Annotated in this window: 21 protein-coding genes; 6 read left to right on the top strand and 15 right to left on the bottom strand. The window is 49.0% G+C overall.

The genetic code is table 11. The features are described 5' to 3' along the window. Positions 1–37 precede the first annotated feature (37 nt). The 4 genes from rplI to ACTJJJ_RS19375 form a co-directional block, all read right to left on the bottom strand. Entirely contained in the window at positions 38–484 is a 447-nt protein-coding gene (gene rplI, locus ACTJJJ_RS19360) for a 50S ribosomal protein L9 (RefSeq protein WP_188938160.1), read from the bottom strand. A gap of 20 nt (positions 485–504) precedes the next feature. Next, a complete protein-coding gene (gene rpsR, locus ACTJJJ_RS19365) occupies positions 505–756 on the bottom strand; it encodes a 30S ribosomal protein S18 (protein ID WP_015811483.1) in 252 nt (83 codons plus the stop codon). Between the two features lie 3 nt (positions 757–759). Next, positions 760–1,140 carry a 30S ribosomal protein S6 gene (gene rpsF, locus ACTJJJ_RS19370; protein WP_188938157.1) on the bottom strand — a complete coding sequence of 127 codons (381 nt, stop codon included), beginning with the start codon at positions 1,138–1,140 and terminating at the stop codon, positions 760–762. Positions 1,141–1,271: 131 nt separating this feature from the next. After that, positions 1,272–2,213, bottom strand: a complete 942-nt coding sequence (locus ACTJJJ_RS19375; RefSeq protein WP_188938154.1) for a hypothetical protein — start codon at positions 2,211–2,213, stop codon at positions 1,272–1,274. A gap of 140 nt (positions 2,214–2,353) precedes the next feature. On the opposite strand from ACTJJJ_RS19375, the gene ACTJJJ_RS19380 reads away from it, so the two are divergent. After that, the gene (locus ACTJJJ_RS19380) at positions 2,354–3,016 is read left to right on the top strand and encodes a YggS family pyridoxal phosphate-dependent enzyme (RefSeq protein WP_440702703.1); all 663 of its coding nucleotides are present in this window, start codon (positions 2,354–2,356) and stop codon (positions 3,014–3,016) included. On the opposite strand, the gene ACTJJJ_RS19385 is transcribed toward ACTJJJ_RS19380, so the two are convergent. Next, on the bottom strand, positions 3,008–4,123 hold the full coding sequence (locus ACTJJJ_RS19385) for a glycosyltransferase family 9 protein (protein WP_440702704.1): 1,116 nt from the start codon (positions 4,121–4,123) through the stop codon (positions 3,008–3,010). The two genes, ACTJJJ_RS19380 and ACTJJJ_RS19385, sit on opposite strands and share 9 nt — an antisense overlap. 149 nt (positions 4,124–4,272) lie before the next feature. Here ACTJJJ_RS19385 and ACTJJJ_RS19390 point away from each other — a divergent pair, with 149 nt between their 5' ends. Next, entirely contained in the window at positions 4,273–4,650 is a 378-nt protein-coding gene (locus ACTJJJ_RS19390) for a DUF423 domain-containing protein (RefSeq protein WP_440702705.1), read from the top strand. Positions 4,651–4,703: 53 nt separating this feature from the next. Here ACTJJJ_RS19390 and rodA read toward each other — a convergent pair whose 3' ends face one another. From rodA to ACTJJJ_RS19405, 3 genes are all read right to left on the bottom strand, one after another. Further along, positions 4,704–5,987, bottom strand: coding sequence for a rod shape-determining protein RodA (rodA, locus tag ACTJJJ_RS19395; RefSeq protein ID WP_188938135.1), 1,284 nt, complete (start codon positions 5,985–5,987; stop codon positions 4,704–4,706). A gap of 22 nt (positions 5,988–6,009) precedes the next feature. Then, positions 6,010–8,007 (bottom strand): penicillin-binding transpeptidase domain-containing protein, encoded by a 1,998-nt coding sequence (locus ACTJJJ_RS19400; RefSeq protein WP_188938133.1) that lies wholly within the window; start codon positions 8,005–8,007, stop codon positions 6,010–6,012. A gap of 120 nt (positions 8,008–8,127) precedes the next feature. Next, positions 8,128–9,696 carry an NFACT RNA binding domain-containing protein gene (locus tag ACTJJJ_RS19405; protein ID WP_440702706.1) on the bottom strand — a complete coding sequence of 523 codons (1,569 nt, stop codon included), beginning with the start codon at positions 9,694–9,696 and terminating at the stop codon, positions 8,128–8,130. Positions 9,697–9,916: 220 nt separating this feature from the next. Between ACTJJJ_RS19405 and ACTJJJ_RS19410 the strand changes: the two genes are divergently transcribed. Both ACTJJJ_RS19410 and ACTJJJ_RS19415 read left to right on the top strand, forming a co-directional pair. Beyond that, complete coding sequence (locus tag ACTJJJ_RS19410) at positions 9,917–10,096, top strand: hypothetical protein (protein ID WP_188938129.1); 180 nt, start codon at positions 9,917–9,919, stop codon at positions 10,094–10,096. Between the two features lie 48 nt (positions 10,097–10,144). Then, positions 10,145–10,399: a PIN domain-containing protein gene (locus ACTJJJ_RS19415; protein ID WP_440703470.1), complete on the top strand. Its 255-nt coding sequence runs from the start codon at positions 10,145–10,147 to the stop codon at positions 10,397–10,399. A gap of 310 nt (positions 10,400–10,709) precedes the next feature. Here the strand turns inward: ACTJJJ_RS19415 and ACTJJJ_RS19420 are convergent, their stop codons facing one another. From ACTJJJ_RS19420 to ruvC, 5 genes are all read right to left on the bottom strand, one after another. Then, complete coding sequence (locus ACTJJJ_RS19420; protein ID WP_188938126.1) at positions 10,710–12,284, bottom strand: DHA2 family efflux MFS transporter permease subunit; 1,575 nt, start codon at positions 12,282–12,284, stop codon at positions 10,710–10,712. 41 nt (positions 12,285–12,325) lie between these two features. Continuing rightward, positions 12,326–13,426 carry an HlyD family secretion protein gene (locus tag ACTJJJ_RS19425; RefSeq protein ID WP_188938124.1) on the bottom strand — a complete coding sequence of 367 codons (1,101 nt, stop codon included), beginning with the start codon at positions 13,424–13,426 and terminating at the stop codon, positions 12,326–12,328. Positions 13,427–13,549: 123 nt separating this feature from the next. Then, positions 13,550–14,890, bottom strand: a complete 1,341-nt coding sequence (locus tag ACTJJJ_RS19430) for a TolC family protein (RefSeq protein WP_229223191.1) — start codon at positions 14,888–14,890, stop codon at positions 13,550–13,552. Next, positions 14,868–15,512, bottom strand: a complete 645-nt coding sequence (locus ACTJJJ_RS19435) for a TetR/AcrR family transcriptional regulator (protein WP_188938122.1) — start codon at positions 15,510–15,512, stop codon at positions 14,868–14,870. Before ACTJJJ_RS19435 ends, ACTJJJ_RS19430 begins: the two co-directional genes overlap by 23 nt. Before the next feature lie 272 nt (positions 15,513–15,784). Continuing rightward, entirely contained in the window at positions 15,785–16,378 is a 594-nt protein-coding gene (ruvC, locus tag ACTJJJ_RS19440) for a crossover junction endodeoxyribonuclease RuvC (RefSeq protein WP_188938120.1), read from the bottom strand. Between ruvC and ACTJJJ_RS19445 the strand changes: the two genes are divergently transcribed. Beyond that, positions 16,377–17,378: a lysylphosphatidylglycerol synthase transmembrane domain-containing protein gene (locus ACTJJJ_RS19445; protein WP_440702707.1), complete on the top strand. Its 1,002-nt coding sequence runs from the start codon at positions 16,377–16,379 to the stop codon at positions 17,376–17,378. The genes ruvC and ACTJJJ_RS19445 overlap by 2 nt on opposite strands. After that, positions 17,375–18,529: a glycosyltransferase gene (locus ACTJJJ_RS19450; protein WP_440703471.1), complete on the top strand. Its 1,155-nt coding sequence runs from the start codon at positions 17,375–17,377 to the stop codon at positions 18,527–18,529. The genes ACTJJJ_RS19445 and ACTJJJ_RS19450 overlap by 4 nt, the downstream gene beginning before the upstream one ends. Before the next feature lie 75 nt (positions 18,530–18,604). Here ACTJJJ_RS19450 and ACTJJJ_RS19455 read toward each other — a convergent pair whose 3' ends face one another. Further along, positions 18,605–20,689, bottom strand: a complete 2,085-nt coding sequence (locus tag ACTJJJ_RS19455) for a choice-of-anchor A family protein (RefSeq protein ID WP_440702708.1) — start codon at positions 20,687–20,689, stop codon at positions 18,605–18,607. 412 nt (positions 20,690–21,101) lie between these two features. Then, entirely contained in the window at positions 21,102–21,923 is an 822-nt protein-coding gene (locus tag ACTJJJ_RS19460; protein WP_188938112.1) for an XRE family transcriptional regulator, read from the bottom strand. Between the last annotated feature and the right edge of the window lie 83 nt (positions 21,924–22,006).

Genomic DNA, 22,006 nt, shown 5'->3' on the forward strand with positions numbered 1-22,006 from the left:
TCACAGGTCGTCCTTTTTTCATGCATTTTCGAAACGCTTAGTCTTCCGCTGCAACTACGTTCAGGGTAACTTTATGTTTCACTTCTTTGTGAAGGTCGATCAACGCGGAGTAAGAACCGATTGATTTCACGTCATCAACCGTAATTTTCTTACGATCGATTTCGAAGCCCTTCGCTTTCAGGATGTCTGATACCTGTGTGTTGGTAACACGTCCGAAGATACGGCCGCTTTCGCCTACCACAGTTTTGATATCGATTGTCAGGTCGCCGATTGCAGTTGCGATGTCCTCTGCGTCTTTTTTCAGCTTCTCAGCTTTGTGCGCAGCCTGACGTACGTTTTCAGTAACGATTTTGCGGTTGGAGGCATTTGCCAGCAACGCAAAACCCTGAGGGATCAGGTAGTTACGACCGTAACCTGCTTTCACAGTCACGATATCGTTCTTGTAACCTACCCCTGCTATATCTGTTAAAAGTATGATTTCCATTTTTGTAGCTCTTTACTGTATTATTTCAATTGGTCAGCAACAAACGGCAACAGTGCCAGGTGACGTGCTCTTTTGATTGCCTGCGACACTTTGCGCTGATATTTCAGGCTTGTACCTGTAAGGCGGCGCGGAAGGATCTTACCTTGCTCGTTTACAAGTTTCAAAAGGAAATCAGGATTCTTGTAATCGATGTATTTGATGCCTGCTTTTTTGAAACGGCAGTATTTTTTGCGGTTAATGTTTTTTTCAACCGGCTCGTTTACGAGTGACATAGCTTATGCGTTTTCGGTTTTTGATTCAGTTGCTTCTTCTTTCTTTCTGCCTACCAGACCCTTACGTTTCTTCTCGTTGTAAGCAATTGAATGCTTATCCAGGGCGATAGTCATAAAACGCAAAACGCGCTCGTCACGACGGAACTCGGTTTCCAAAACATCCACCACGTTTCCTTCGCTCGCAGTATATTCTACTACGTGATAGAAACCAGAGTTTTTCTTTTGGATAGGGTAGGCCAGCTTGCGCAATCCCCAGTTTTCTTCATGTACAATCTTCGCACCGTTTGAGGTGATGATTGTCGTGAATTTTTCAACGGCGTCCTTTGCCTGGGCCTCAGACAAAATGGGAGTTAGAATGAACACCGTTTCATATTGCTTAGACATACGGTAATTGGTTATTGTATGATAAATTAAAAACCCCATTCTGACGGAATCATCAAAATGAGGGTGCAAAAATAGGGCTTGAAATTTAAAATTCCAAGCCCTTCAATGACTTAACCTAAACTTGCCGCCGATTATTTCACCGTGAAATCGCCCTGACCGATCTTGAAGCCTTCGCTGTAAAGCTCGATCGCGTATTTGCCGTCTTTCATAGGAATACCACCGCGGCCGTAGAAAATGTCGACCGACTGACCTGTATTCGTAAAGCTCACGGTTTGTTTAGAGCTGTAAATCAATTCCCTGCCATTGAAAATAAATGAACCCGAACCCGTTGCCATATCCGACAGCACAGCGCCGTCCGGATCGAGCACACGCAGGTAAATCTCTTTCTCATTCTGTTTTGCAACCGCATTCTCGGCCAGTTTGAAGTTCACTCTCAGCTTATCGATACGCTTGGCCTTGTATTTGCCGCCCTCGCGCTCTTTGCCTTTTGCAGAAACCGCATTGACGTTCACATTTTCAGCATGGAGTGCAGAAGCCAGCGTTACTTTTTCGGCAAGCTCCTTGTTCTGAGCGGAATAAGTCGTTACAGAGTCTGCCAGCACTTGCTTTTCCGTTTCCAAACCGGTCACTTTCTGGTTCAGCTCTTCATTTTTTGTGGTAGCAATACCTAACTCTTGTTTCAAACGGGCAATTTCACCGTCTTTTTCAGACAATACCGATTCGTAGTTCTTGATCTTCTGGTTGTAATTCGCAGCAGAGTACGTATTAGCGTTCTTAAGTTCCTTCTTATCCTTTTCAAGTTGTGCTTTCAACGCCACAAGCGAATCCACGCTTCCGCCCAGTTTCTGGATTTCAGCAATTTTAATATCAAGCTCTGTGGAAATGGAGTCCAGTTTGGTTTTTATCGAAAGAACCTCCTCGGTTTTGGCGGTAATGATCTCGTCCTTTGCGAGGTTTTCTTGCTTTTCGTGGTATATAAAGTACACAAGCACCAAATTAAGCAACAGCAAAACGGCCAATGCAGCCCATAGGAGAGTTTTTCTGTCTTGCTTTTGTTCCTGGTTGTAGTCCATACAGAAGGTTAAATTTTGAATTTCGTTGGTAAAAGAAGTATGTTTTTTTCAATTTTGAAATACGCAAACCGCGATTTATAGCGTCCGGTCAATAAATTCTTGAATTAACGACCTAATTATCAATTTTTTAGTCACCCCTCATGCCTTCCATAGCCGACAATCTGGCCCAGATAGAACAAGAATTACTTAAAGACACACGTCTGGTCGCGGTTACAAAAACCAAACCAACCAGCTTGCTGACCGAAGCCTACGCGGCCGGCGCAAGACTGTTTGGCGAGAATAAAGTGCAGGAAATGGTGGCAAAATACGAAGAGCTGCCCAAGGACATCGAATGGCACATGATCGGGCATTTACAGACCAACAAGGTCAAATACATGGCCCCGTTTGTAAGCCTGGTGCATTCGGTCGATAGTTTTAAACTGCTCAAAGAAATCAATAAGGAAGCCAAAAAGAACGACCGGGTAATCGACTGCCTTTTGCAAATCTACATCGCCCGGGAAGAAACCAAGTTCGGCCTTTCGGAAGAAGAAGCATTGGAAATCATCACTTCCGCCGAACTCGCAGCATTAACCAATATCAGGGTCGTCGGACTAATGGGTATGGCCTCCAACACGGATGACCTAAATGTGGTAAGGCTTGAATTCCGCGGGTTAAAAAACACCTTTGAATCGTTCAAAAGCCACGAAAACGGGCAGGTCAGCATGCGAGAGCTCTCGATGGGCATGAGTGGCGATTACCTCATCGCACAGGAGGAGGGCAGCACGCTTGTACGCGTCGGAAGCGCTATTTTCGGCTCACGATAGCACCTTAGGCGCATTATCCGCGCTCTTTTCCAGCACCGATTTCACCTGTTCGCGTACAAATTCGAACGGAAGCTGCGCGCAGGGCAGCCCTGCCTGCCTTACCAGCAACGCATTCTCCTGCCGGCCATATCTGCCCGAATAGGGATTGTAATTCTGGAAGTTATTGAGGGCTCCCATCAATATAATCCCGAACGTCCCGGTAGCATTGCCCAAATGCGACGGCCCGCTGTCGAGCCCGATGAAGAACGAAGCACGACGGATCACCTCGGCCGTTTCGAGAATGCTCAATTGGCCGCACAAGTTACGGTATGCCGGTGTTTTGATAGTCAGGTTACTTTCCAGACCGATTTCAACCAACTGATAATTATATTGTTCCGCTATCCAGTGCACGAGCTGGCTCCAACGATCTGCCGGCCAGTCTTTGGGCTCGTAATTCGAGCGGCAATGCATTACAATGTATTTTTCGGGCAAACCGAGGCTGTCGGCTTTTGCTTTGTGGGCAGGTTGCAAATATAGCCTTGGCGCATCATCGGCCGGAAAGGCTGCTTTTGGCGCGATCAGACCGCCGGTCTGGGCGAACACCTCAAGCAGGTTTCCGTAATCAAAATAATTGAAAACATTAATGTCCCGCTTCAATGCGACAGGGTTTTCAGTAAACACCTGGCATGTAGGGCAATGGTTATTGTTCCTGAATTGGAGCTCAAAAACATGATCGAACACATTGGCTTCCATCAATACACGCCGCTCCGTCACACAGAATTCTTTAAAAACCTCATCCACATTGGGATTATGGCTGACAAGCTCCGCAAAACCGGGTTTTACAAACCAGACAATGTGTGCGCCGGGATGTTGCTCCCGCACATAGCGCGAGATCGGCTCGGCAGCCACAATATCCCCGAAATGTTCTGTACGAATGATGGCGATCAGTTCCTGACCTTTTTTCAGCCTCCGTTTCACGCCCCGGAAATGCGCCCTGGCCTGGCGGCCTTTTAAATGCGCCTTTACAATGTGTGTGTATTTATGATAGCGGTGCGTCCACAGCTGAATGAAGCGTTCTATGGTCATTGTCGAGTCTTTTCCACGATGAGCGGCATTCCAAAATGCCATTCCAAAGCGCGCAAGTTAATAAAATTGCCATAAAGAGTTGGTCGCGCCTGCGCCCGCCACTAACTTTACCACGCTGATTTGCCTGGATTCTATTGAACGGTAAATGGCATTCCCTACAATTTAACCAATACTTAATACCGGTTTACGATATGAAATTCATGATACAGGCAGGCGGCATACTCGGCGCGCTGGCGGTCGCCCTCGGGGCATTCGGCGCACATGCATTGAAAGGAATGCTGGAAGCCTCCGGCCGCACCGAAACGTTTGAAACCGCTGTGAAATATCAGTTTTATCACGCGCTCGCGATGGTGCTCGTGGGCATACTCATACAACGCGCGGGCGAGGACGCGGCGAGAATACTCGGCTGGTCGGGCAACGCATTTGCGGTGGGCGTGATCATCTTTTCCGGATCGCTGTATGCGATCTGCTTCACAGGCATCACCAAATTCGGTGCTACGGCCCCTATCGGCGGGCTAGCGCTGATCGTAGGTTGGGTATTGCTGATCGTGGCGGCAGGTAAATTTTGAATGACTGAATGATTGAATGACTGAATAAAAAACTATTCGGTCATTCAATCATTTTAACCCCTCGATAACGTAAACGGACGTTGTGCGTCGATTTTCAGGAAAATAAAAAGAAGTACCGAAAACGACCACAACGACGACCCGCCATAGCTGAAAAACGGCAATGGAATACCGATAACAGGCATCAGTCCGATGGTCATCCCTACGTTGACCAAAAAATGGAAGAAAATAATACCCGCCACACAATACCCGTACACTCGGGCAAAGCGGCTACGCTGTCGTTCAGCAAGCACTACAAGCCTGGATATCAATGCAATAAAAAGAAACACCACCACAGCGGTACCTAAAAAACCATGCTCCTCTCCCACTGTACAGAAAATAAAGTCGGTACTCTGCTCGGGTACAAAGTCGAATTTGGTTTGAGTTCCCTGTAAAAAGCCTTTTCCGGTAATGCCGCCGGAACCGATCGCGATCTTGGACTGGATTACGTTCCAGCCAATGCCGCGCGGGTCGGAATCCGGGTCGAGAAGTACCATAATGCGGCCTCTCTGGTGTTTTTGAAGCACATTATTCATAAAGAAATCTACCCCGAATACAATCCCTATCATCGCAAAAGCAACGATGATCGTGGCCCATAGCCCTCCGCGACGGCGCGTCATGACCGGCATCAGCCAGATCACCAGCCCGGCGATCACGATGATCGCCCCGGCAATGTACCATTTTACAAAAAGTAGGGTAATGATCAGCAAAGCCGCGCCGATGATCCCGATCGCGGGAATGAAACCAGGCATTCCTTCGCGGTATAGCACGATCGCGAATGAGGCAAACACCAGCATGGAACCCGTCTCATTCGACAACAGAATGAGGAATGCGGGCAATGCAAGAATCCCCATGATCGGGTAGTAATCCTTCAATTTCCGGTTAAGGCTGATCGCCGGATCGCTCAGGTATTTGGAAATCGCCAGGCTCACCGCCAACTTCGAAAACTCGGCCGGTTGCAATGAAATGCCACCCAATTTGATCCAGGAGCGCGACCCATTGATGTTTGAACCCGCAAATAGCACCACCACCAGCAGGAATATGACCACGGCGTATATGACAAAAGAAAACGTCTCGTAAAACTTGTAGTCGATCACGAGGATACAAATGATCAGCAATGCCGCCGTTCCGATCCACATCAGCTGCTTTCCGGCATTGTTCGACAGGTCGAACATGCTGGTTTGCGTTTCGGGGTTGTAGACGGCGGCATAGATATTCAACCAGCCAATCATCAGGCAAGCGATATATATCAGCACCACCATCCAGTCTACATTCTTGGTAATCGGCTTGCTTTCAGCCATTTCAATATCGATTTTTAAATTCTTAAAGTGCTTTTTGCTGGCTTTGCTTCGGCAGGATTGCCGTCACCGGTTTCCGCATGGCGGCCGGGTTAGCCGGGTGCGGTGCGCCTGGCAGGCGATTGGCAGGATCGTTCGGGTCGCCGGTCGGTTTCTTTACCTCCTCGGCCTTCTTCTTCGTTTCGGTTTCGCCCGGCTTCTTCGTAGTCGGCAACACCACCTTGCTCATCAGGTCGAGTTTCATCATCCGCTCTTCCAGCGCTTTATTAGTCACCTTGCGCGACAGGTATTTTTCAATGATCAAGTTGGCAATAGGCGCCGCCGCCGAACCACCCGCGCCTGCATTCTCCACAAACACGGCGATCGCGATCTTCGGATCGTCCACCGGTGCAAATGCGATAAAAATCGAGTGGTCGTCCCCGCGCTTGTTCTGCGAAGTACCCGTTTTGCCCGCAATTGAAATGCCTTCCACGCGAGAGCGGCGTGCGGTACCGGCTTCTACGGCCCCGATCATCCCTTCGATCACCGGCTCGAAATTGTGTGGTTCCACGCCGGTTTCATGCTTTTCAAGAAATTCCGGCTTCACGCTCTTCTTGTCACCCACACCGTGGATCACGTGCGGAGTGTAGAAATACCCACGGTTCGCGATAATAGCGGCCACATTGGCCATTTTCAAAGGCGTGATGAGCAATTCCCCTTCGCCGATGCTGAGCGAGTAAATATTCGAGAACTTCCAGCGGTACTCTCCGTAAAAGCGGTCGTAGTATTTTTTATCAGGTAAATTCCCCTTGTACTCGCTCGGCAAATCGATCCCGAGCCGCTGCCCGATCCCGAATTTCGCGATGTCGTCGTGCCAGGCGTCCAAGCCCACAGCCGAAGCTTTGAAGGTGTTTTTGATATTGTTTTTATAGATCAACCTTCTGAATACATTGTAAAAATAGGGATTACAGGAATGCGTCACCCCGAGCGCCACTGTACTCGTCGCAGGGTGGTTATGGCATCCTACCGGGCAGTTTGCATGGGTAAAACCGCTTCCGGGTGTAATCACCCCCTCCTGCAAACCAATCAGCGCCTGGATCAGTTTGAATGTAGAACCCGGACGATAACTCGCCATAACCGGCCGGTTGAACAGCGGTTTGTACGGGTTACGGGCCAGTGCGGCAAAGTTTTTGGAAAAATAGCGGCTCGCCAGGCTGTTCGGATCGTACGTCGGGGCAGAAACCATGGAAATGATCTGGCCCGTTTTCGGCTCTATCGCCACCACGCTCCCTACTTTGTTGAGCATAAGACTGTCTGCATATTGTTGCACTTCCAGGTCCAGACCGGTATAGAGGTTCTCCCCCGCCACAGCCATCGTATCGAGTTCTCCGTTTTTCCAGGGGCCCTTGTACACGCCGGCTACGTTTTGCATGACAAACTTCGTCCCTCTTTTCCCCCTCAGCTCGTTTTCATAAATGCGCTCCACGCCGCTTTGGCCGATATAATCACCCTGGCGGTAATAGGGTTCTTCCTGCTTGTCGAGCTGACCTTTCGTGATCTCGCTCACATACCCGAGCGTATTCGCAAGCGTGGGCGCAGTATACGTGCGCAACGAGCTTTTGGCAAACTCAAAACCGGAATAGTCGACCATAATGTCCTGGATCGACGCAAAATCCTCTTTGGAAAGTTGCCGCAGGAACAGCGACGGTTTCACGCGGCTGTATGCACTGGCCGCGGACATGAGACTGTCGAAATCGCGTCGTTGGATGCCCAAAACCTGGCAAAAACGTAACGTATCGTCCATTCTCACCTTGTAAGGCGTCACAAGAAGGTCATAAACGGGAGTATTGTATACGATCAGCTTCCCGTAGCGATCGTAGATCTGCCCGCGGAAAGGAATTTCGGTAACACGTTTGATGGAATTGCTGGAAGACTCAATGGAATAGCTCTCATCAAGCACCTGGAGGTAGAAAAGTCGTAATAAGTATATAACACCTACTAATGCAATAAATCCAATGATAACAAATCGACGACTTTCGAGCATTCTGCACTAAAATTCCGGTTCTCAAATTTCTCACGAAGTTCGCAATAGCAAAAGATTATTCAAAGGGAGATTTCGGTTAATAAATAATAAAAACTTCATTTTTAGGACACTTATCCTCGGCTACTCCCCTTTTGCCACGACCATCACAACATCCTCCTTGTCGATCAGCACCAGGCCGTCGGGCAGGCCTTTCGGCTTGCGGACGAATTTTTTCGGCGTCACGATCACCGGGCACAGCGAATCGTTCTTGCGTTTTGAGAAAAAAGCAGCCAGTTCCGCCGCCCGTTCTATCACCGGTGACGGGAATTTCTTCCCGGGTTGGTTCTTCACCACCACGTGCGAGCCGGTCACGTCCTTAGCGTGCAGCCAAAGATCTTCCTTATGCGCCTGCTTGGTCAACAAATCGCTGTTCTTCGCATTGCGTCCGATCAGGATCGTGTAGCCCATAAAATCGAGGCGCTTGAAAATTTCGTCGATGGCCGGTCCTGCATTACCCTGTTCCAGTTTGTTGGCTTTGATATAAGCGCGCAGGTCGCGCAGGAATTCGATACTTTCGATGTGTTCGAGATGCTCCTGCAACTGTTTCCGGTCCATTTCCCGTGCGGCAAGGCTGTCGTTGAGCCGGTCTATTTCAATCTTTTCATTCTTGGCCTTGCGGTAATACCCTTCCGCATTTCGCTGCGCGGAAAGATCCTTTTTCAATTTAATGGTAATGGGCTGATCGCGGTAGAAATCATAAAGTTCCACTTTCTCCGCCCGCTCGGGAATGATGTGCAGATTGGCCATGATAATATTGGCCAGCTCGTCATTTTTCGTCGCAGTTTCCAGATCGACCAGTTTCTGGAAGGTATTTTCGAGGTAATTGTCTGTTTGCTGAATGCGTTTTCTCAACAATCTCACAATATCCGCCTTTTCCTTATCCAGTCCGCTCAACCGAATGTAAGCCAGGTAGTAGGCATTCAACGCTTCGATCGGATCGTGCAGAACCTGTGTAATTTCTCCAGTTTCAAAAAGCGTCAGCGCCGGGATATTTTCAATTCTGGTAATATAGAAAACCGATGATTCAAATTCCTGCAATACCTCCTGCACAATCGCCCAGCGCTCCGCAAGATCGTCCTTCCCCTCCAACTTACCGGAAAGGTATTTATTCGCCACCTTCCCAAACGTCGGGAAAAGCGCTTCAAAACGCCCCCCATTTGCTACAAACGCCTCCCACGACTGATCGATATCACGGTTCAGCGACGCTACCGTCAGGCTGCGGTCCGTGGCAAGTTTGTTGTTGAAAAGCTGGGTCACCTCACCGTCCTCATTCAATGCAACAAAATTGGAGCGATTCCCGAAGAGTTTGAATATCAAATCCCTGCCGCTTTCGAAATGCAGTTGAATAGCCCTTTCGTTTTTACAGACCTTCACAAAAACCACTTTATCCTCCGCAAAATCAGCGAAAAGATTCACGCTGTTCCTCCGCGCCCGGTCAAAGCGCTCGGGGAAGCTGAGGCAGGAGAAATTATTTGTTAAAGTGGCCTTAATGAAGAAGGGTTTCACCAGCTCTTCGCCTTGTGTTTCCTCCGCAAAGACAATGATCAGCTCGTCCTTCTGCTGGCTGAATGCCTCCACGAAGCGCTTCCCAGCCAGTTCGGCATCCAGGCGCGGGGCTAGTTGTTTGAGGAAATGGTAATTCTGGTGCACTGGTTAATCTGGATTGTATTTTGGGCAAATGTAGCGAGGAATGGAGCAAGGAGGAAAGTTCCCGGCGCTTATTCCGAGTCACTTGGTCATTAATGCCTGCCGATGGAGAGTTTTTGAGGGGGTGTGAACAATGTATCGCTAAAACATTGTTAAGTTGTAACAACATTACTGAGCAAAGAATATGGAACCGACTACTAAACTTAATTCCATGCAGTTGTTTATGATCAAACTATTTGAAAAACAACTGAATCCTAACCAGGAGGAGGAAATCAAAGAGTTGCTTACAGATTATTTTGCGAAGCAGATAGATCAGGAAATGGAGCAGATTTGGGAGAAAAAAGGGCTCTCACAGCAAGATTTGAACCGAGCCCTCGAAGAGCATAAGCGCACACATTATTAACATCATGAATGATATTAGTCATCGACACCAACTGCCTACTGGTCAGTTATCCCAAAACACTCCGAGACACGCTGGTTGTTTGATGCATTGCGTGAAGGCAAGTTTCAGTTTGCCATTACCACTGAAATTCTGGGAGAATACGAGGAAGTGTTCGGAGAGTTTTATACTCCTACCCTTGCAGCCAATGTTGTTGACTTGCTGGCCACTGCCCGTAACAGCATTTGGGTAACCCCTCATTACCGCTGGAACCTCATTCCAGATCAGGACGATAACAAATTCGTTGATTGCGCAATCAGTTGCTAGGCAGATTATGTCATTACCCACGACCGGCATTTTAATGTACTTTCAGAGATTCCGTTTCCAAAAGTCAATGTTTTGAGGATGCATGAATTGAAGGCTATTCTTGGCCTCTGACTTTGGAAACGAAGTACCACCCGCCCGGCCGGAGGCCTGCGAATAGGTATTCGAAGTAAGAGCCTCGAACAAGTCTCTCTCCCTCCTCCCCTTCCTCCTTCCTCCCTTTCCTCCTTCCTCCCTTTCCTCCTTTCATAAAACAAGAGAAGCCCCCCGATTCCGGGAAGCTTCTTCTGCAATACTACTACACTTAAAAACACTAGTGCACGGACGAAGCGTCGACTTTCGTTTTACCGCTCCGGGTCCACAACACAAAGGGAACACAAATCAAAAACATCACGCCCAGGTAAAGGAACACGTCCATGTACGACATTACCTGCGCTTGTTTGGACACGGTGTAGTCCAGCATTTTGTAGCCGCTGTTCAGCGCCACGTCCGGCGCCATTCCTTTGGCCATAAAGCTATGCTGCAAGCCCTCAACGCGTTGCTGCACAACGGGGTTATTAACATCGAGCTTACTCACAAGGTCGTTTCGGTGCGACATGTTCTGCCGGGCGATAAATGTAGTGATCACCGCGACACCAAACGAGCCGCCCAATTGTCGCATCATACCGGTAAACGCAGCTCCTTCCCCAATTTCACGACCTTTGAGCGTCGACAATGCGAGGGTGGTGATGGGCACAAACAATAGGCCCAAACCAATACCACGCACAATGAGCATATTGAAAAATGCTTCCTTACCGGTATCCGGCGTCAATATCAGGTATCCCCAGTAGCTATACACGAAGAAGAATATCATCCCGATCGCCACCAGATACTGCTGTTTCACACCCCGTTGCAGGAGTTGTCCCACGACGGGCATCATCATCGCCGTCACGATCGCGGCGGGCACCATGAGCATACCCGATTGCGTGGCCGTCCAGCCCAATGTGGCCTGGGTATAAAGCGGAATAATGAATGTAGAACCGTACAGACCGAACCCTAAGATAAACGATAGTATTGTTCCGACTCTCAAGTTTCCATTCGCCAGTACGCGCAAGTTCACGATCGGGTTTTTGTAGGTCCATTCCCTCCAAATGAAGAAGAAGAATGAGAACACACTGGTTACCGAAAGGATTGTGATGATCTCGTCATTGAACCAGTCCTCTTCCTGGCCTTTTTCCAACACATATTGCAAAGAGCCTACCGCCACGGCCAGGAGGATAATACCCCACCAGTCAATCTCGTTGGCTGCTTTTTTGTTGGCAAACTTCGGACTTCTCACAAATTCCATCGTGAGCATCGCTGCGATGATACCGAGCGGAATGTTGATATAAAAAATGTAGGGCCAGCTGTAATTATCTACAATATATCCTCCCAGCGGCGGCCCTAATGTGGGGCCTACGATCACACCCAAACCATAAATGGCCTGTGCGATACCGCGTTTTTCGGGTGGGTAGCTTTCGGTAATGAGCGTTTGCGCAGTCACGAGCAATGCACCACCACCAAAACCCTGGATCAGTCTGAAAAACACCAGCTCCCAGATATTATCGGCATTACCGCAAAGGAATGAGGCTACCGTAAATATGATGATCGAAGCGGCGAAGTAGTTGCGGCGGCCGAACTGTGCCGAGAGCCAGCTGGTCATCGGCACGATGATCACGTTACCGATCGCATAGGCGGTAATCACCCAGCTTACCTCCGACAATGTGCCGCCCAGGTTTCCGCGCATGTCGTTGAGCGCCACGTTCACGATCGTCGTATCCACGATTTCCAGCAGCGCACACAATACGGCAGTGATGGTAATAATTACCCTGCGGTAGCCGTATTCGACGAGTGATTCCTGTAATTCCATTAGTTATTTGGTTTTTAGAATCAAAATTCGGTTCAAAGACCTTAGTTCAGCTCTACGTCTACGAACACGTTCATGCCCGGGCGCAGTTGCGCGATCTTTTCGTCGTCGGCTTTCGTAAACTCAATGCGAACCGGCAGGCGTTGTACCACTTTCACGAAGTTCCCACTTGCATTATCGGGCGGCAGCAGTGCAAAGCGGGCACCGGTAGCGGGTGAGAACGAAGCCACTTGCGCTTCGAATTCATGCTCAGGATATGCATCCACGTGGATTTTCACTTTCTGCCCCAGCTTCATCTTAGTCAGCTGCGTTTCCTTGAAGTTAGCAGTAACCCAGGGTTTATGGGTTGATATGATGCTGAAAAGCGATTGCCCCGCTTGCAGATACTGGCCCAGTTGTGCGTTCACTTTTGACACACGGCCATCGGTAGGCGCGGTGATCACGGTGTACGATAGGTTGAGTTCCGCATTCGCGATCTCGGCCTGCCGCACCTTGATGTTCGCATTGGCTACGGTCGACTGTATCGACGTAGCTTTGGTTTGCCGACCAGCCGCTTTTACCTGACGTTCGGCAGCGCTTTTCTGCGCTTCCAATACCGCCAATGCGCGTTCCGCTTTTTGTTTGGTAGCCTGTGCTTGCTCAAACTCCTGCTGGGTAATCGAATGGTCTTTGATCAGGTTTTCGTAACGTGCGTAGTCCTGGTTAGCTCTCCAAACATTAACCTTCGCCTCTTCGATCTGAGCCGCTACCACGGCGATATTCGCTTCGTAAGTAATGCCGCTGGCTGCCGATGCACTAGTCGTTTCATGTGCAGCAGTCAGGCTGCCTTCCGAGCCTAAAAGGCCTGCTTTGGCTTGTTCCAGCTTAATAGTCTGGTCACGGTTGTCGAGCACGATCAGCGTATCGCCTTTTTTCACGGTCTGGTTATCCTTTACGCGAATCTCTGTCACATAACCTGATATTCTGGGAATTACCGGGCTGATGTCCGAATCGATCTGCGCGTCGTCGGTTTCTTCGTGGTGCAACCCGTGGTTATATTTTGTAAAACCCCAGGTACCGCCGCCGATGATCAGCGCGGCAAGAATGATGAGGAAGCGGGAATTTTTCTTTTTAGGCGCTTCTTCGGTGGTGTTTTTAGTTTCCATTTTAATGACTGAATGAATGAGTGAATAATTTGGGAGGAAGGAGGAGGGAGAAAAGGAAGAATGGGGGCGTCTGTTTGAAATAATAAAAAACCTTCCTCCCCTTCCTCCTTCCTCCCTTTCCTCCTAATTAATAACTCCGGCTGTTTGTTCTAATTTTTTATAAGCTACTACCGCATCGGCCTTTGCTGCTTCGTAATCAATGCGGGATTGCACTTGCGCCACGTCGGCATCGAGGAGTTCGGTGGTGGTTACGAGACTGTTATCGTATTTATTTTTAGTAATGCGGTAGTTTTCGTTGGCTTGTTCCACGGCTTTGGCATACACATCGATCTTCCTTTTGCTCAGCACGTAGTTGTAATAGGCCGTGTTTACTTCGAGATGGATTTTATCGAGAATGATCTGCTCATTGGTTTTAAGCTGGTAAGCCTTTGTGCGGGCCTGTGCTATCTTCGCGCCTGATTTCCAGAGCGATGCCACGTCATATTTAAAACCGATACCTGCGTTTACCGCATTGGGAACAGTAACGACACCCGGGATATTCAATGCCACATAACCGGCCGAAAGTGCCACGCTTGGGTACAAATCCGCTTTGGCTACTTTGATATCGCTATCGGCGGCTTTCTGACGGATGCCGTTGGCCGCAAAATCTTTGCGGTGTGTCAGGGCTGCCTGCTCCCATTCGGCAGCAATACCTTCCGCTTTAAGCGAGGCAAAGCTGTTGGAATCGGCCTCGATCACAGTTTCCTCGGGCAAACCGAGCAGTAGGTTCATATTAATAGTGGTGATTTTCAAATCGTTCTGTGCGTTCAGCAACGCCAGCTCCACGTTTGATTCCTGTAATTTGGCCTTCATCAGGTCGTTGCGGGCCAGTATCCCGTTCTTTTCGCGGTTGGTAAACTCCTGCACACGTTCGCGTTCACCTGCGAGATTTTCGGTTACCAGGTCAACCGCCTTCCTGGCTTTATACAGGTTACCGTAAGCGGCTACGGTGTTCTGGATCACGGCCTCGCGATCGTTATCTGCGTCGAGCTTCGCGGCTTGCTCCACATACTTGGCCGATTCGAGGCCGTATTTGAAACGAAAACCGGAAAATAGTGGCAGCGATGCACTGGCCATGCCGTACATGGCCTGGTGTACATTAGGCGTTCCGCCCGAGCTACCTGTGCTGTCGTTGCCTTCCTGTTTAATTTTCAGATTCACATTAGGCGAATTCACCCGCAGGTATGAGCCCGAAACGCTCAGGCTTGGCAGCTGGTTTTCCTTCACCTGACGAATGCCCAGCCCCGCGAGGTCGATATTGCTCTGGCTCAGTTTCAATTGCTTGCTGTTTTGCAGGCTCATGGTAATAGCCTCTTCCAGCTTGATCGTGCGTGCGCTTTGGGCGTACGAATGGCCGGACACAGCAATCCAGACGATCCCGGCTGCCAGACTAACCATTCTTTTAACTCTGGATGTGGTGTTCATTGGTTATTGTTGATTTAAATAGGTTCTTAAGATGCTGGCTCAGCTCACCGCGCAGGTGCTGCTGAAATTCTTCGTCGCTCAGGTGGTCCAGCTCATTTAATTTCTTGTAAAAATCCTTGGAAGCGATGGCGTAGTTGACCGTCCCGTAAAGCGTCGTCGTCATCAGGCTCACGTTAATATCCTTGCGGAACTCGCCTGCCTCCTGTCCTTCGTGGATCATCCTTTTGATCAATTCCAGGTTTCGCATTTTCAATCCACGGATGTATTCGGTGATGATCGGCGTCCGTTCCGACGACAGCTGCTCGCGCAACATGATATTGTGAAAGCATTGGTTGCCCATCAGGCGGTCGATCACGCTATCGATAAAAACATTGAACTTCTGAAGGGCGGACAGTTCGCTGGTCATCACCAGCGTTTCGAGCCGGGAGCTCGATTCTGTCATACGTAGCTGGAAAAGCGCCTCGATCAGCTTTTCCTTCGAACCGAAATAGTAGGATATCATCGAGACGTTCACATCTGCTTCCTGAGCGATATCCCTCACCGAAGTACCGGCAAAACCTTTCTGTGAAAACAGCCGCTCTGCCACTTCTATTATCTGCAATTGTTTCGCGTTGTATTCCATTTAAGTAGCTCACCAGCAGGGTTTACTTTCTCCTTTTTGCTAATGATGGTACAAAGATAACCGGCATTAAAATAAAATTCAAACGATCGTTTGAATTTATTAAACAAACGTTTGATTAATGGAAGTGAATATTGGATTAATACCATTAAAGTTTTTTAATATTCACATTAAAAAACCATTAATACAGCAAATAGCCACATAGAGGCGCAAACCTCCCGCGCGGCCGTTCTGGGCCGATTGGAATAGTACTACGCGAAAAATAGGATGAATGTTTATTTGATCCGTTCCGGATTCTCGCTGACAAACGCGCCCCAACCGCCTTTTTTAGCTTTTTTGGAACCGCTGCCAGCCGCCGAAGCCGGAGAATTGGCATGATACTGGTGGCAGATTGCGATGGCGATGCCGTCGGTCGCATCCATAAATTCCCGGCTAAGTTCCATTTTCAGGATCTTTTCGAGCATGTATGCAACCTGCTCTTTCGAAGCATTACCGCTGCCGGTAACCGACTGTTTTACCTTTTTAGGAGAATACTCTACGATAGGAATGTTACGGGCCAGCGCTGCGGCCATTGCCACGCCCTGCGCACGCCCAAGTTTGAGCATGGACTGTGCATTCTTGCCATAGAAAGGATCTTCAATGGCCATTTCATCGGGCAGGTAATCTTCGATCAGCTGGGTAAGGCGCTCAAAGATTTTCTTCAACTTCAACTCGTGCGTACTATATTTGCTCAAATGAATCACCCCGTATTGAACCAGCGAAATTTGCTGTCCTTTAACCGATATGACCCCGTAACCCATCACCTGCGTGCCGGGATCGACCCCAATAATGACCTTTTCCGAAACCTCCGTTTGCTGCGTTTTTAACATGGTGCAAGATAAGGAACTCTCTCCTCCAAAGCCAAAAAGCAATCAGGCAAACCTGCTCTGGGTAGTCAAGCTCGTGGTGACAGCCCTGGTACTGAGCTATATTTACCGCACATTCCGGAATGAGCAAAAAGGCATTGGTGATATCGGCAGCGTATTCGGGGCGATATGGTCTTTGCAGAATGCCCCGGTACTGATACTTATGCTTGCGCTCGTGCCCGTCAACTGGGCGTTGGAAAGCCTCAAATGGCAGAAACTCATTTCCCGCATCATACCGATTACATTCCGCGACGCCATGCGCGGCACATTGACGGGCCTGGCCGTGGGCGTAGCCGTACCCGCACAGCTGGGCGATACGCTCGGGCGCGTAGCCGCGTTACGATCCGACCGCCGGCTGGAAGCAATCGGCGCGGCGCTGATTTCAAATGGTATCCAGTTTTATGTTTCCGTACTCGCCGGCTCGTTTGGCTGGATGTATCTAAAAGACCAGCTGACGATTCCCGACACCGCCCGGCTAACAGTGAACTGCATCTTGCTTGCTATTATTCTCCTGGGACCGGCTTTGCTTTCGTTCAGAACGCAGATCGACAATTGGAAGCCGACACGCCGGATTTTTGTAAAAATGAAAGAGTATTTAAATGTGATAGGCCGCTACAAGCCCACCGAACTGGCAACAGGTACTGGTTATGGCCTGCTGCGTTACCTTGTTTTCCTGTCCCAATTTATACTCGCGTTGTCGCTGTTCCACTTCCCGGTGGGCATCTGGCAGCTGGCAGCCTGTGTTACGTTGATTTTTTTAGCTAAAACACTTATCCCGGCAATAAATGTACTGGGCGACCTCGGTTTGCGTGAATTTACGGCTCTCGTGGTGTTCGCCCCATTCAAATTGCCTCCCGAGCAGATCATAGCCGCCACTTTTCTGATCTGGATATTAAACGTCCTTGGCCCGATCGTAGTGGGAATATTCCTGATCTGGAAATACAAGTGGAAGAAATCCAGATGAGCAACTTCGCATTCACTTCCTGGGTTACGCAGGCAATCTGGATATTGCTGGTCAGCTACGCGGCCTTCACGCTGGCCCTGGCTTTCCTGTGGTCAAGAATCCGTAAGCTTGCCATACCCGCACATATTCCCGACGACCTTTTTATCACAGTCATCATACCCGTCCGCAACGAAGCTGAAAACATTGTCTTCCTGCTCGAAGACCTCGACCGGCAAACCCTACCGGCCGCCCAGTTCGAGGTCCTGGTCATGGACGACGGCTCCACCGACAATACAGCCGCTATCGTGCGCACATTTGCAGCACATTCAAAGGCCCGGATCAAACTCATTCCACTGCCTGACGTGCGCACTTCGGCTCCCAAAAAACGTGCGATCGAGACGGCCGTCGCACATGCCCAGGGTAGGCTGATCGTTACTACCGATGGTGACTGCCGCGCACAGGCGGGTTGGTTGCGCTCGATCGCGGCATGCTACATACGTACGGGCGCAAAGCTGATCAGCTCGCCGGTCACATTCACCGACGAGACCAGCCTCACCGACCATTTACAAACAGTGGAATTCGCAAGCCTGATCGGCAGCGGTGCCGCATCGATGTCGGCCGGGTACCCGTCCATGTGCAACGGTGCGAACCTTGCCTACGAAAAAGATAGCTTTTTAGAGGCTGGCGGGTACGACGGCGTCCGCCATATCGCCTCGGGCGACGACGAATTCCTGATGCACAAGATTGCGGCGCGCCATCCCGGCTCGGTACATTTCCTCCGGCACCGCGACGCCATCATCCGCACGGCGCCGCATCGCAACTGGGCCAGCTTTTACCGCCAACGGAAGCGCTGGGCCAGCAAATGGAAGCATTATCAAAGCAAAACACCTCTTGTGCTCGCCGTTTACATATTTGCAAGCAATTTTGCCTTCTTGCTTGCGGGAGGGTTTGCACTGGCCGGATTAATTTCCGGACCCGCTTTCCTCGGTATGCTGGTTTTAAAATGCGCTCCCGAGTGGGTCTTTCTGGGTTCGGTGTTAAGTTTCCTGCAAAAACCGAGATCACTCGCATTTATCCCGGTAACGCAAATATTCTACCCGCTATACGTTTGCTTTTTTGGGCTCGCCGCACAGCAGGGCCAATACGAGTGGAAAGGAAGGAAACTTTCGTAGCAGCCACAAAAAAAGCTGCCGGCAAGTTGCCGGCAGCTTTAAGTTTCACATAACGCTATATAAGATCAATTCATTCTACTTTTTGAGCACTTTCGAGGAATACTTTCCTTCTCCATTTACCACATTCACAATATACATTCCCTGCGTAAAAGCCTGAACATTAACTTTGATTTCTGTTTGAGCGGTTACCGGCATCGCCTTGTAAACCTGCTTTCCTTCCAGTGTGAATATTTCGATTTTTTTCACCGGTGAGAAACTTCTGACATTCATTTCGTCCTGGGTCGGGTTCGGGAAAAAATCCACTGCCAACCGGGCATCGCAGCTTCCGGCTTGTACGTTACGGATCGCGCTGTATTCGAATGTCTCGTCATTGTCTACCTGCTTAAGACGATAATAATAGCTCTTTACAGGTACAGACTCCGATGAAAATGGTGTGTCGTTGAAACTATATGTGGCCTTTTTGGCATCGTAATCGATCCGGGCAACAACATTGTAAGTCTTAGCGTCTGATGAGCGTTCGACTTCAAAATGTGAGAAATTTTTGGATTCGGTTACCTTCCATTTCAGTTCCGCATTGCAATTTACATTTTGTGCGGTAAAATATGCTAATGTTACCGGTAAAGCTGTTGAAGGAGGTGGAGTTGTGAAACAAGTTGTGGTGGATGCCGGGAAGGTAATGTTCACAACAGTCGACGGGGTAACGGTCACCCGGATGGTCGCACCGTCCTCGCGCAATGAGCCGTAACGGTCGCTCGGATCCTCCACCCATTTGCTGTTTTCCAGCTTGTACCCCGGCCATGAAATACCGTTTCCATTGATATCCACGGCAACTCCGGGGAACAGAAGGCTGCCTGTCAACGGCAAGTCGTTATCTTCCTGGATTACTTTTCCCTCCGAATTGATCCATTCGATCTTCGCTGTCTGGCCGGCAGCATCGTAGTTCGGAGTTACCGCATAGTCGAGCCAGGACGCATTTTTCAGACATTTCGAAGATGCTGTTGCATCAATTTTCTTATCAACCGGTTCGGGGATCGATGGCAGGAACGGCCAGAAGTGCACCTCGTCGCTTTTGTGTACAAAACTTTTAGCAATGATCTGCCCGTTGATATTTCCGTTGTTCTCTTTCACTACGTCAGCCTGCGGCGCAAAAATGGTACCGCTGATCTGTGCATTACCACCCAATGTAATTCCTTTGGTTGCATCCGGAAAATTGTAAATCACGTAGCTTCCTTGTGGGTCCGACAAGCCGCCGAAGCCGGGGAAGTTGATCTTGTTGCTGCCGGACAAGCCACAAAAAGTAGGAAAATCCACAATGTTAATAATCAAACCAAAGTTGGTGTTAGGAGGCGTGGTCTGTCCCAACTGAGGACCTTGTGGAATACCTTCGATATTAGCATTTCCAATTTTGTTCCAGACAGCGGCCGAAACGGTCAGCACGTTGATCTTGTTCGGGTCAACTATAATTTTGGGGTTATTGCCTATCGCATTGGGGTCAAGATACGGGCCCATGGGAGCAGATGCCATGATGTTGCCATTCTGATCGCGGATGGGCAGGTTGTCCGCCATTTCTTTCAGTTGGTTCGATCTTTTGATGAAGCCTGTAAAAGCGCCCTCGATGTCGATCTGGTTCGCACCGGTCCCAAAAACGTTCTCGCAGACCGGATTAACAGTTTCGCTGACGCTCGGAGACCAGGTATTGATGTTCGCATTGATCGTGATATTGGGAGTTTCCCAGTATTGCTTGCTGGTTTCAGTAATGCGGATGGTCGACGCTGCATTGTTGTTGTCCTTATACCAAACTTTCAAACTGGTGCCTGAGGCATCGGAAGGGCTACAATTTCCGATTTTAACATAGTTGTCGCCGTTCACCGTCAGGCTTCCGTTGTTGAGCTTTACTGCCCCGCGGATAGCAAGACCGATCGACGCGCCGTTCACGAACAGCGCACCGTGTTGCTTGTCGAAGCTGATCTGATATTGGTTGGTAGTTACATTTCCACCTACGGCAATAGGGCCTTCGGTTTCATTGGATTGCAGTGTGGCGTCGCCTTTGACAAAGATGTTGAACCGCTGTGCCGCGGAAGTAGGGCTCTGGGCAAACGATGGATTTCCGTTGGATAAGAGGAGCGCTAGAAAAATAGTAGATAGAAGTTTGACTGGCATGAAGTTGAGTGATTTTGATTTCCTTTCTCAACGAAATTAGACCGCCCACTCCGATCGCTAATTCTTTTTGTGTTCACAGCGGAGTTGTTTGGGGTAATGCCAGCGTTTTTAGGGGTGATAACTTTCACTAAAATTGTACTAATCGAAGATAATGCACAAACTAAAACAAAGTAGTATTAACCGGTTGACAACATTCTTAACCCCTATGTATTCATATTTATTCTACAATAAGATATCAAATATGACCAGTATTTCTAGAATTTTATCATAAAACAACGGTAAAATGTTCGATTACTCCTCTTTAACCCCATTTTAATAACTATAATATTTCCAAGACAACACTTATCCTCCTACGCAAAAAAGCCGGGTATTAATCCCGGCTGTCTAATTATTTAGAGGGCAAGTCACGCCACTATTTATAGCTCGACCGCTTTTTCAGTTCTTTTAACTCATTCTGCATTTCCTGCAACATCCGCATGAGCTGCTGCATATCCGTTTGTGGTTCCGGAAGCGCCTTGCTGTGGAAGCTATAATACTCCCAGAGCTCAATCACCTCGCCGATCGGGACCGTATAGGCGAAATATTGCTTGTTGAACGATTGCAGCAACATCGTACCGCTGGATTGATTGATGGTAACCTGCTTAAACACGAAATCCTGGTCACCCTTTAAAATAACGATACAAGGCGTTTCGGGTTTGACGGTCGTCCAGTCCTGAACATACCTGGTGATAATATCCGCACCTTCTGGTACAGGCAGCATCGAATCGCCGACCGTTGGGAACATGCGGAAGGTGCCGTTTTTGGGCACGGTGGGCAAGTTGAAACGCGGCAAGGTGGCAAGAAATTCCGGATCGGCATAGCCCGAGCGGTAACCCGCGCGCGCCTGCACCGGCACGTATTCGATATTCTCCTTATCCTCTTTATCAACCGTAATGGCCAGGACGCGGATCTGGCTGCCTTTCATGAACAGCTCACTCCCCTCTTCCAGGTCTTTCAATTTCTGATCCGAGAGCTTACTCAATTCCATTTTCAGGAGGCTGTCGATGCTCATCCGGAAATATTCCGAAAAATTGATCAGGTCGTCGACCGTCGGATTGGCCGTCCGGCCACTTTCGATCGCATTCAGCTTCACCCTGCTGATCCCTAGCTTTTCCGCCAGCGCTTCCTGGCTAAGTTTCTGACGCAAACGGAGGAACTTGATATTGACAGACCAGAAAATTTCCTGCGCACCCATGAGTTGATATTTTTAAAATCAGACATAAGATATTATCAATATCAAAAGTAGCAGCATTTTTTATTTTTCCTACAAAAAAGTAA

This window comes from Dyadobacter sp. 22481 (genome assembly GCF_052044875.1).
In the GTDB taxonomy this organism is placed as follows: Bacteria; Bacteroidota; Bacteroidia; order Cytophagales; family Spirosomataceae; genus Dyadobacter; species Dyadobacter endophyticus.